Annotated in this window: 5 protein-coding genes and 1 pseudogene; 1 reads left to right on the top strand and 5 read right to left on the bottom strand. The window is 50.9% G+C overall.

Annotation, left to right across the window (positions count from 1 at the left end):
* Positions 1-100: 100 nt before the first annotated feature.
* A pseudogene (locus ACB040_RS17555) lies at positions 101-1,003 on the top strand (IS3 family transposase); the annotation flags it as partial.
* Between the two features lie 73 nt (positions 1,004-1,076).
* Here ACB040_RS17555 and ACB040_RS17550 read toward each other — a convergent pair.
* The 5 genes from ACB040_RS17550 to ACB040_RS17530 are packed head-to-tail and all read right to left on the bottom strand — an operon-like array spanning position 1,077 to position 10,994.
* A complete protein-coding gene (locus ACB040_RS17550; protein ID WP_106844453.1) occupies positions 1,077-1,466 on the bottom strand; it encodes a hypothetical protein in 390 nt (129 codons plus the stop codon).
* The gene (locus tag ACB040_RS17545) at positions 1,450-2,142 is read right to left on the bottom strand and encodes a hypothetical protein (protein WP_106844454.1); all 693 of its coding nucleotides are present in this window, start codon (positions 2,140-2,142) and stop codon (positions 1,450-1,452) included. The genes ACB040_RS17550 and ACB040_RS17545 overlap by 17 nt, the downstream gene beginning before the upstream one ends.
* Positions 2,132-7,549: an FtsK/SpoIIIE domain-containing protein gene (locus tag ACB040_RS17540; protein ID WP_106844455.1), complete on the bottom strand. Its 5,418-nt coding sequence runs from the start codon at positions 7,547-7,549 to the stop codon at positions 2,132-2,134. Before ACB040_RS17540 ends, ACB040_RS17545 begins: the two co-directional genes overlap by 11 nt.
* Positions 7,543-9,093 (bottom strand): hypothetical protein, encoded by a 1,551-nt coding sequence (locus ACB040_RS17535; protein WP_106844456.1) that lies wholly within the window; start codon positions 9,091-9,093, stop codon positions 7,543-7,545. Before ACB040_RS17535 ends, ACB040_RS17540 begins: the two co-directional genes overlap by 7 nt.
* The gene (locus ACB040_RS17530) at positions 9,090-10,994 is read right to left on the bottom strand and encodes a hypothetical protein (protein WP_106844457.1); all 1,905 of its coding nucleotides are present in this window, start codon (positions 10,992-10,994) and stop codon (positions 9,090-9,092) included. Before ACB040_RS17530 ends, ACB040_RS17535 begins: the two co-directional genes overlap by 4 nt.
* Positions 10,995-11,415: the final 421 nt, after the last annotated feature.

Below are 11,415 nucleotides of genomic sequence, written 5' to 3'. Positions count from 1 at the left end.
TCACTACGAGCAGCAGTACCGCGATCGGGTGGTCAAGGGATTGCACCGTCGGGCCGCCGAATTTGGTTTTATCCTACAGGCAATCGAGGGTGTTTCTTAGGAAGGCTACTGCTCTCTTGATGGCGGACGAGTTCACACGTACGCGCTGATAGACCGATTAAGGGAGCAAGCCCCCATCACCTTGGTCTGCTGCGCTTTCGATGTTCCAACATCCTGTTTTTACGACTATCTGGCTCGCAGGCGGACGATTAACCGTGAACGTATGCAGCAGCGCAGCGAGTTGCGCCGGTTGTTCAAAGAAAGCCGGAGCTCAGCGGGCAGCCGCGCCTTGATGTCGATGATGCGAGAGTTGGGGTATCAGATTGGCCGATTCAAAGTACGTAACCTGATGAAGGAAGCCGGGCTGGCATCCAAACAGCCGGGCGCACACCGCTATAAGGTGGCACAGTCTGAACGACCGGATATTCCCAATCTGCTGGCCCGCGAATATGATGTCCAGCAACCCAATCAGGTGTGGTGTGGCGATATCACCTACGTCTGGGCAGGTGGTCGTTGGCATTACCTGGCAGCGGTTCTTGACCTGCATACCCGGCGGGTCGTGGGATGGGCGATGTCTGATAAACCTGATGCAGAATTGGCCATCAAAGCACTAGAGATGGCCTATCAGCAGCGGGGTTGCCCATCAGGTGTGCTATTTCACTCTGACCAGGGCAGCCAATATGGTAGCCGGGCATTTCGACAACGACTGTGGCGCTATCGCATGACCCAGAGTATGAGTCGGCGTGGCAACTGCTGGGATAATACCCCGATGGAACGGCTGTTCAGAAGCCTGAAGTCAGAGTGGCTCCCGGCTATGGGATACATGAGCGTGCGGGAGGCAAAGCGGGATATCAGTTATTACCTGATGGATTACTACAACTGGCGGCGTCCACATCAATACAATGACGGGATACCGCCAGCAAAAGCCGAGGTTCGGCCTAAGCAAGTGTCCGGATTTAGTTGACCACTACAGTTTTTCAGGTGTGTGTCTGGAAGACAGCTATACAAATAAAATCATACGCGTCAATCCGACTAACCTATCTACTCTCAATTGTCTTAATGTGCAAGATAGCCTCCTCCAGTGTTTTGAATACTCTATCAGAACATTGCCTTACCATTTCAAAGTAATGACTGATCGAAGGGTCTTCTATTTGGTCTACTAGATAAATTGACTTCCCAAGAGCCTTTGCGAAACCCACCTCCAAAGCTAGTGCGTAACCACCAGGATTAGAAGCCTCCATGTTGGCTAACACGATATTTGAATCACGGATCGCAGCCAAATCCCAACGGGTATATTCGAGAGGATCCTTGATACAATGAGCTCCTGGGTCTAGAAGCTCAAACCCATCAAGCTTAGATTTTGCAGTCTCTTGCCAACCAGAGCGAAATCCACCCGCGAGATATATCTTCTTACGAATTTGATTCATTGGTAGTTTGCTTCATCTTTATTTCTGCAACAGCTACAGAGAATGGTGTTGTCATTGCCCTACTATAAAAATTAGTACCTTGTTGAAATAGTAATATTGCTGTACCAAAGAGCAAAGTAGCTTGTGCATACCAAGGCGCGGCCAGCACATAGCTATAAATTAAGTTAGGCATAAAAATTGAGCACAATAGGTAGTCAACACAAATTATCAACAAAGCTGTTCCGACTCCACTGCAGAGCAATGAGATAAACATGAACTTTCTTCCTAGCATTGCGGCTTCTGCTGAAACCGACAAGGCAACCGCTCTAAGATCATGGAAATCCCAAGCAGCTTGTCCAGTGCCTTGTTGGGACTCTACTATCTCCAAAAACCATTTATACGATTGCCGCTTTTTTGCTGCATCCTCATTAAAGGATTTTAAGATTTTTGTGCTAGTAAATAGTGGTTTTAAAGCTATTTGATTTGCAGCCAGAAGTGTATGCCCGAGAGCAAAGAGTAAGCCGATCATTGTTAACCCACCACCAACTCCTTCCGTTAATATAAGTAGTGACTGAACGAAAGCGGGTCCAAGGTGCATCACTAATAATCCGATAGCTAGCACCAAACCAGGCACACAAGCACTGATCAGATCGTTAAAAAATTTCGCGATGGTCTCAACCGCATCATCAACCTTCAACTTTATCTCCTCGCAGATCGTTGTCAGTTTGGATCGCAGTAACAGCTAAATCGATATCCAGATCAGAAAGAAAAGGTGCTTGAGCAAAGACAAGGCCCTGTTCGCCATTGAGCTTGGCAGCCAAATGGCCTCTGCCCAGTAATAACTCGGCTCCAGCTCTATCAAGCGCGATCTTTGATGTTGCCTCGCTGGATACCTTTAAAATCAAGCGATTGCCTAAGTTTTCACGAAGTTGCATCGGCATCACATCCTTGTCAGGGCGCTGAGCTGCGAAGATTAAGTGAATACCTGCAGCTCGGGCCTTCACTCCCAATCGTTGGACTGCCGCTCCGACAGCCGATTTGTAGGCGTCATCAAGCATCCAGTCGGCAAACTCGTCGTGAACCAAGAAGATCATTGGAAGCCGCTCTTCGACCGAAGCCTTTGAATTGTAGGAGGGTAAGTCCCGCGCTCTGACTCTTGCGAAGGCGCGGTATCGATCCTCCATCTCTTGTACCAAAGCCTCGAGCACTTCGGCGGCTTTTTCCTTGGTAGTTACAATCTCATCGCGCATATGAGGCAAGTCGGCCAGAGGTGCGTAATCCACTCCCATCTTCGGGTCAATCAAAATGATTTGGGCGAGTTCCTTTGGGTTAGTCGCGGCAATATCTAATAGCAGCGCCTGTATGAGTACTGATTTGCCGCTACCTGTAGCCCCAGCCACCAACGAGTGGGGTTCATGAGATGATAGCCCGCCGAACTCAGAGCCCAAATTCAGATACAGGAGCGCACCGTTGATTTCTTGGAGCCCTAGCAAGAATGAAGTGTTGATACCCGCAACATTTCTGTTTAGCTCTCGACGCGACCAAAGCTCCCAAAGAGAGACAGCCTGCCTTTTTGCGCCCGCGACCGTCACCACAATCTCTCCCGGTTTGGGTTGGACTGTGACAAGGCTGATCGCATGGGTGGTCAAAAGCTGAGTACGCTTGTTCTCGATGTCTTCGACACGAAGTTTATCTGAGCCCGCCAAACGGACTAGGCAACCGTTAGGAGTCAAGCGTGTGCCCAAGATAGCAGCCTGATGGCCGTAACTATTAAGCGCGGCTTTTAGCTTCTTGGTTACATTTTCGGCCCACACCTCCCTCTCGGCATCAGCTTGCGCACTACCGGCAAACTTCGATGCAACCAGCTTGGAAAACGTCTCCCCCAACCCGGTGAGAGTGGCAGTAACCTGGCTCTTAACAGAAGCAGTATCGGATGGGGAGACTGGGGCCAACTCATCTTTGATAGCCGAAGGCTTTTGCACAAGACTGTTCGGCTCAGCCGTCGAAACGACACAACCCGAAAGTGGCTCATAAGAGGAGTCAGCTTGACTACTGCTTAATTGATCAATTGTGGCCAACCATTGCACTCTTGGTGCGGGCTTTTTGAAAGAGTGCCCACACCAAGGCTGTTGAGCACCAAGACCCGCCCGGGCGTCGTGAGCCCCTAGGCCTTTGGCATAATTTTCGATGAGTTTTCGCACATCCGGCCTGTCGAAGACTTCTTGCCAAGCCCTTACGCCCTCGGTGTCATCCAACAAATCTTGATCTGATGCCGAAACTGAACCTGCATCCGAATTGTGGATATAGACGTGCGAGTAACCTCTTAAAGAGATCTCTACATTCCCCTCTCGCAACTTAACGCGGGCACGCTCCATCAATCCTGTCATACCGGGCGGAATGTCCGCATCGATAAGCATATCTGCCAAACGTGCCAACCAGACATCCCGATCAAGGCGGCCTGGGTCACCAAAAAGGGCCTCTCGAAACATACCTAAGGTTGCTAGGAGTTGGTCTTTGGAACCACGACGCGCATTGGCAAGTCCATCAACCCCGACATATTTTGACTCAACAATAGCTATGACGACTCGGACGTTATCATCGTGTTCTTCGACGTTGAGCGCCAAAATATCCGCTATGCGGCTCTCAGGCTGTGATAGCCAGCTTGCATAATCGTCAAGTAAGAAATAGGCGGTCAGGCTGTGCTTTCCTGCGGCTTTGAACTCCTCAGTAAGCAGGTAGCGGCTAAGCACAAGGCCGATCATCTCTCCAGCGGAAACACCTCGTTTAGCCGCACGAAGCACAATATCGCCGGAGATTGAAAGCGCATCACGCTTCGCTTTGTCCGCAGCAACCTGGACTTCATCAGGCTGAAGTTGGAGGTTCAACTCTTGCAGGCGCCTGCGAACGAGCACATCCAGCAGCCGGAGTTCCGAGGTGGAACTGACAATCATATTACGGCCATTGGTCGAGCCCCGGCGGTAACGCACCACAGTAATGTCGTTGTGTTGGAGCTGACGCTTATCGAGAAGCTCATCGTAGGTAGCCACCCATTCAGCCAGCTCATGTGCATCCTTGACCATTGAGGCTAGCTCTGGGCTTTGCAAAGAAATACGACGAGCAGGCAGGAATCGCTCTCCTTGCAATACGTCCGTCTGGCGACAAACAGCAGCCACAGCCGACACATATGCCCAGCCAGATGCTGTTTGCCATGGGCAGGTCAGGAATGTAGTTGACTTCAACTCGTTCTCACCAGACACGCTTCGATAAGACCAGCGCGAAGGGGCATGATCCACGTTGGACCGATCGTTAGACCAGGCAACAGGGAGCCACTCGGTCTGTGCTGCTCGCGCAACTACGTCATGCAGGAAGGCGACATCGAAGGCCTTGAAACCTTGCGCACTCTCACGTGGGGTAGCCGAAAGGGGCGTCACTGAAATCCGCAGCTTCGATATGAAATTATCGCTAGTTTCACTCACCACTGGCAGATCGGGATCGTCTCCTGCCTTATTGACGAGTTCACCATAAATCCTTCGTAGCTTACTTGGATCTGAGTGGCGCACTGAAACGCTACACTGAAGCTTGCCATCTTCTTGGATAGATGAAAGTTCTCGGACAGTGGCGAGAGGTAGCTCGGCTGCATCTGCATTATAGAGTACAACGCTAAGGTTGTTTGCCTCATGGGGCTGCAGTCCAACATAACGTTCCAAAAGCTCGCGCGCTTGTTTGGCCGCGGCTGTCGGATCGACATCGGTCATGGCTTCCTTCGCGCCATGAGTGGGCGACTCCAGTAAGCTATAGCCGTTGACTGTGCTGCTCACGGAAACCAGCGCCATAGCACCATCCAGATTGAGAACCGCGATCTCCGGATAGAACGGATGAGCTATTTCGTCAGAAAGCTCTCGCATGAAGATCTCGCGGTCGCCATAAAGTATGCGGCTGCTCGATAGCAAATGGCCGGCGAAACCGGCAATGCGCCGCGTCTTCACAGCCAAGGCCTTCATGCGCTCTGGCTGCCACGGAGGGATGATCATTGCTGGATTGTCGCCAACAATGCGGGCCATTCCCACAGAGAGTATTTCGGAAACGAGCCGTGAACGGCAAACGTCACCACGAGCATGTGCCATCAGGGTATTCAACAGAGTGGCAAAAGACTCGGCCTGACGCATAATCGCATCGCCCTGCAACCCTGTATTGATGAAGCACTCCATCGCGCTGATATAGTCTTGCTCGAACGTATCCCACGCAGTTTTTACTTCTTTATACTGGTCTTGAGTCAACCGACCTTCCTGAGCAAGATCTTTGATCCGATTTTTTATCTCCTGGCGAAAGCTCCGCAGCCTGCTCGTCGCTGGAACCAACGAGCCTGCATCAGTCGAATATGTCGCTTCCAAAGTGCCTGTATCGAGTAACGAAACACTTTGTACCCCCCCTTTTTTGCTAACAAGGCGGCGAGGTACCTCCGTGCAACCTACTGCGCCCTTATCCAAGAGACGTTTCATGTCAGCAACCATCGACAAACCAATAGACGTGGGTTTGTAACTCCAAAGGAGCTGAGTCTTTGCCAGTACGGTCTCTTTGCCTTTAGCGACTTGGATCAAGGCAACATCAAACTTGATCTGCAAGGCTTGGCGAGATAAAGACGAGTTAGGACGAACCTTGCTCTTTTTATCGTTGCGGAGTTCCTTCTCCATGGCGAAAAAGGCTTCATAATCGAAAAGAGGATCTGGCAGATTTGCATTACCCAGCCGCTCTACCTTCCACTGCACCTTGGAACCCATAAGCTCCTTTAAGCCACGATACATTGCTGAGAAGTAGCTGCCGGCATCATAGTTAAATCGCTCGCGCCATTCCTTGCGGCCCTTGGTCACAGTAAAACGTAGGATTCGCTCTCCTTGTGGATCTCGAAGGCCTGCGTGCAGGCTGTTGATTACCCTAGCAAAACCTTCGAAGAAATCATTGCATTCAATAGGCTTACCGTAGAGAGCTTTCTCCCAGCGCGAGCAAAGTTTAGGGTCTTGCTCCAAGAGCCTTCGCTGCTTGACGAAAAAAACTTCGTCTTCCTCAGTAAACTCGGATCGCCGTTCACGACTATCTAGATCTTCCAGATGCTTGCGATCCTCATCATCGAGCGAGCTTTCTTGGTCACACTCATGGTCGAAGAAGTAAATTGTCGACTTCGCTAAACCCAACTGCTTTTCCTTGGGTTTGTCAAAAGCTAGATATACGCCGTCACTCTCCCACTCAAATTGGGCGAGAACATTGGCAGCCTCTTGATCTCCGGGAGGAGAGGCGACGAAGGCTTCGAGCGCTTGTCGGGCCGCGTCCGTAATTTCTGCTGCGTTAGCCTCTATACGCTCGGAGATCTCTTCCGGGTCTAGAGGCTGGCCATTTTGGCGAAGCTTTTTGAGCAACGGCGCGCGCTGAGCAAAGAGATTGGTGAAAGCCTTGTGCCACGGCTTACGTGACGCAACGAAAGTCTTGGCATTCGAGAAATAGGAGCTGTCTCTGGGTAATCCCACATAAGGCAAAGCAAAACCAATAGCATCTCGGATAGGTAACCCACGTAAAGTAGATGCCTCGACAATGGCGGCACAAAACTCACCAAGCTGCACTAACGAGAGTTCAGAGGTAGCAAATAATCCGTCAAGAGCCGCCTGAAAAACTGCTCTGTCATCAGGCACCGGGGCAATGCCACCTGAGTGGAGTGTTGCCTCAACCCACGATTCAGGGTTAGCACGCATCTCTTTGGCGCCTAGAGCCATTACGTGGCCCAGGGTGTCAGCCAGGTTGTGCTCGTTGCCATTGGCTGTAAGAATCGCCGCCTTGGTGGTCGAAGCATTGTTGCGGACGTAACCCGCGTTGTGAGCAATTAGAATTTCTGGGGGTAGCCCTTGGCCTTCTACCAAGACCTCTGGGATCATAAGATCAACTTTGGCGCGCAGGTCTGGGTTAGCAATGATAGCTTGCGCTACCGCCGCAATTTGGTTGGCTGCAAGCTTGTCGAGCCTGAATAAAGCAGCCAGTTCGCCAGGCTGACCAGGGTTAGATATGCGTTGCGCGAGGATGTTCGCGCCGACGCGACCAATAATGCGATCCGTCAGCATTCTGCCTCTCCCTGAAACGCAAATGGGTTTTCTACAAACGAGCAAGAATCGGATAACCTGCGAACCAAGCCTAAACCGACCAGTCGAGCTTCTAAATTATCTTGGTTATTGCTGAGCTCTTCTTGGTCTACTAACTTTGCTTCGACCAAGCGTGAGCCTTCAGCATCGCCAATCACTAAGCCATACCTGCGCTTTGCTTCAGCTAAAAACTCGTCGAACTGCATCCTGTCATTCACGATGGAAACTACGAGCGACTTAAGTAACTTATCGTTAGGCGCGTAGCGGGTGCGCCTCGAAAGCCTACGGGAACTGAGCCCGATAGCACGTGACCATGACGCATGAATCTTTCCGATATGCTGTGCATGGCGAGCCAAGGCGTTATCGGCCAAGTTTGTGATCAATTCATCCGGGCTACAGCTTGTGTAGTCTTCATCATCTCCCCCTTCCGTCGGTGGCCATTGGAAGCGTTCGCGCATGAGCTTTATACGCTCGGACTCCGGGAACTCCGCATCATCAGCAGCAACCCATCGAGCTTCAGTCCGGATCGATTCAACATGAGCTCTCACTGCCTTTGCTGGCAACCCTTGATTAAACTGATAGCTATCGCCAGAGAGAGCTCGAATCTTGGTGCGCTCCTTGGATATAATTTCACAGACAAACTCCACCGGTTCGTCATCGCCAGCGACACACTTAGCTCGCTCCAAGAAGTAGAGCAGCATGTTCAGGCCGGTGATCGCGATTAGGTGCTCCAATGCATCATAGATCGGCATCTCTTTAGCCAGGATGGACAGCCAATCCTCGCAGATTTGGTCGAAACGAGCATTTGTGATCTCTGGAAGATAACCAGATTGCCGAGGCTCATCGGCGTGCTGCGGTGCACCCTGCAGAGCCTTGGCTAACCGATTCATCGGCGCCTCATGATCGAATAGACCTTTGACCAGGATGTCGCCAAGTTCAGCTCCTCGCTTGGCTCGCGTGAGCATGAGGTAGAGCAGCTCGCCTGTCCGGGCAAAGAAACGGCGATCATTACTCATTCCACGAACACTGATATTTAGGTCTTCGTATAGGGCATCGGGGCCGAAAGGGAAGACGAATTTAGAACTCCAGCGCTTGTTACTCCGTGATTCGAACGAAGAAGAGCGCAGAAGTTCGATAGCCTTGGCAAAGTCATCAAAACTGGTGAATGACTGACGTAAGTAGGTCATGTCCTCATCGCCATTGCCTGTTGCGCCTAGTTGAAAACGCTCAAGCCATTGTTTCCACTTCTCCTCGTCTGAAACTGCACTTTCCGCAATTGATGCAACGTAGGGATTGTTGAACAACAGCCCGCGCAAACGAATTTGCCGCTGCGGCTTGAACATGACAAACCCAATCAGCTCCTTATGGGGCCTGAGCGGCCGATCCAAGTTAGAGCCGAGTACCCCAAGGAACTCAAGAACGGTCAGGTGAGGAAGCTGCTCATCATAAAGACGATGCCCCCAAATGTTTTCATCGACACAAAAATCAACACTTTTGATCTCTGGCCGCTTAATAATTGCGTTCATTCCGGAGCCCTCACAGTCACAGTGCGAGAAAAGCCGCTACCGCCGCTCTCAATCTCGATAAAGTTAAGCGTCAGCGCAGAGGACTCATCGACGATCTCGTCATCATCGCCGACCATACCAGCCTTCCTAACGATTTCTGCCTTGCGTATAAGCTTCGCTTTGAAAGCCAACAGGTCTTCAAGGCATTCGTTAGAAAAGCTCGCAGGTAAAGCGCCTTCAGCTACACGTGAGAGGAACTCATGGCGGATGGGGGTCAAGTCAAAGACAACTGAATTGCCGGCACCTACAGCGAGCGAAACGTCGAGTCGAGGACAACCCGTTTCTTCAGCAAGCCTAATGGCCATACCGATACCGCCTTGCCTGCGGGAGAGCGTCTCATGGTCACACAAAACACTCACCCGACTTTGAGTAAAGCCACCAGAGCTGGCGATGAAAATACGGTCCACATTTTCAATAAGGAGACCCGTCAACACCCTGTTTAAACCCTTTACGATACGTCCACGAACAGTATCGCTGACAGATCTCTTCGCCTTCAGTGCTTCTATAAGAACTAAGTAGTCGCCAGCAAAGCGGAAGGCGCTCATCGACCAATTTGGATAGCCAGCTTCACCATCCGGAAGTGTAAAGAAGAGCCTGCGCCGCTGGTCTTCAAGCATCGCGAGGAACTCTGAGCATCCCCCTTCTAAACGGCTACCCTCATCCCCCTCTAAATAGGCGTCTTGGGCCGCCTTAAAGGCGGGCGTAGCACCGTAAATGGGATCGCTCGCGACAAGGCGCTCGAAGTCGTCTTTTAGACGTAAATCGTCCTTGCCATAAACCAGCAGTCCCTCTGCAGTGTTAGTGGACTCATTACCCACACCAAAACTGGACATGGCCTTGAAAATAGGGCGGTAAAAAGCCCTGCGCTTGGGCAAGTTGGCGCCGAACGCATTGACATAGATGCTAGTTTTACCAAAATCACCACTCTCCTGGATCTTCGCAACATCTTCGCAGGTCATAAGGTTTTCCTTTGCCAGCTTGGCATCAGAGCAGCCGAGGACCATGTTAGAGCAAAGTGCTAGCAAGTCGCGCATAGGTAGATGCAGCCCGTTGAGCCTAGCAATTTCAACCAAGTCTCCCAAGCGACGAGAAAGCTGGCCACCGTCCAACGCCCCCAACAACCTGCGGCGGTTCTCGTCGATGGGACAGACTTTTCCCTCTGCCTTGAGCGCACAGCACTGACACCTGTCCCACTCGGGATGGCCTGCTACTACTCTGGCTACCTCATCTAGCGTCTGGCGGCTGGTCGAGCGACTGAGGTCGAATACCGCCAAGCGAGTAGGAGCCGAACCAGCCTGTAAAAAGCGCTCTTGAAGAGGTTTGCGAAGTGGGTGTATACGGTCTTGCCGTTTACCTAAGTCGCGGAGTCGATCAAGAACCTGACCATGATTTGCAGCAAGGATAACGACTTCTGAGTCATCGCCTTCTAATACCGATCTTTCGAGCCGCAGCAAAGGCCAATCACTCTCCTCACCATTAAACTCGGAGAGGTCCTTGATGAAGACCACTAAACGCCCATCAGCTAGACGAAGTTCTTTAACGTTGCCCTTGGCAGCCCAAGTATTTGGTTCACCCCCGATGCGTTCCCACAAAGCACGACAGTGATACGTCTTGCCATCGCCAGCAGTTCCGGCGATCAGAATAGATCCCGGAGTTTGGGATTCTATGTGCCGAACCATCTCCTCTAACAGTGGTGTGGACAAACGAATAGGCTTCACTTTTGCCCGCCCCAGAGCTCGCGAAACATACTCGTCGAACATCGTCAGGTTGTTCGATGTCGGACCATAGCTGCGCAAAAAACGAACCCAAGCACTAGCAGGTAAAGTCCCGTCGCTTTCATCTGAATGTCGTACGGTGGCCATATTTATCCCTAATAACAATCATCTACTACATCCGCTTTCTTGTTTGCGGGTTATAAAAGCACACAATCAACAAAATTATTTACTATAAATGAGTATTTATTCATTCATGTGTTTTTGATCGGACAGAACTAACTCTGTAGATGCTACTGGATAGAACACCACAATATGCTGATGGTACAGGTATTTTCTAGCGCAATGAAAGCCCATGCACTGCTAAAGTGGACTCAGGTCACTCCATACTTAAATTCCAGATAGATAGGAGAACATCTACCAAGATTCCAAGAAGCATGCCCTGAAGCGACATTCCACTATCTGGAATATCCGCACCAAGATTCCAGATAGATAGTTATGTGGAAAGGAATTGGACAGAGATTGGCTGGGGATAAAGGCGCTGATTCCACTGGTCAATAAGCCACTGGAT

The organism is Aeromonas sp. S11(2024) (assembly GCF_041402345.1).
In the GTDB taxonomy this organism is placed as follows: Bacteria; Pseudomonadota; Gammaproteobacteria; order Enterobacterales; family Aeromonadaceae; genus Aeromonas; species Aeromonas veronii.
Note: the sequence above shows the minus strand (reverse complement) of the source record. Positions and strands in the feature narration are given on the sequence as shown.

What these genes read in the sequence shown, in the direction of transcription:
- ACB040_RS17550 (WP_106844453.1), bottom strand. Translation starts at nt 1,466, where the DNA reads ATGAATCAAATTCGTAAGAAGATATATCTCGCGGGTGGATTTCGCTCT.
- ACB040_RS17540 (WP_106844455.1), bottom strand. Translation starts at nt 7,549, where the DNA reads ATGCTGACGGATCGCATTATTGGTCGCGTCGGCGCGAACATCCTCGCG.
- ACB040_RS17535 (WP_106844456.1), bottom strand. Translation starts at nt 9,093, where the DNA reads ATGAACGCAATTATTAAGCGGCCAGAGATCAAAAGTGTTGATTTTTGT.
- ACB040_RS17530 (WP_106844457.1), bottom strand. Translation starts at nt 10,994, where the DNA reads ATGGCCACCGTACGACATTCAGATGAAAGCGACGGGACTTTACCTGCT.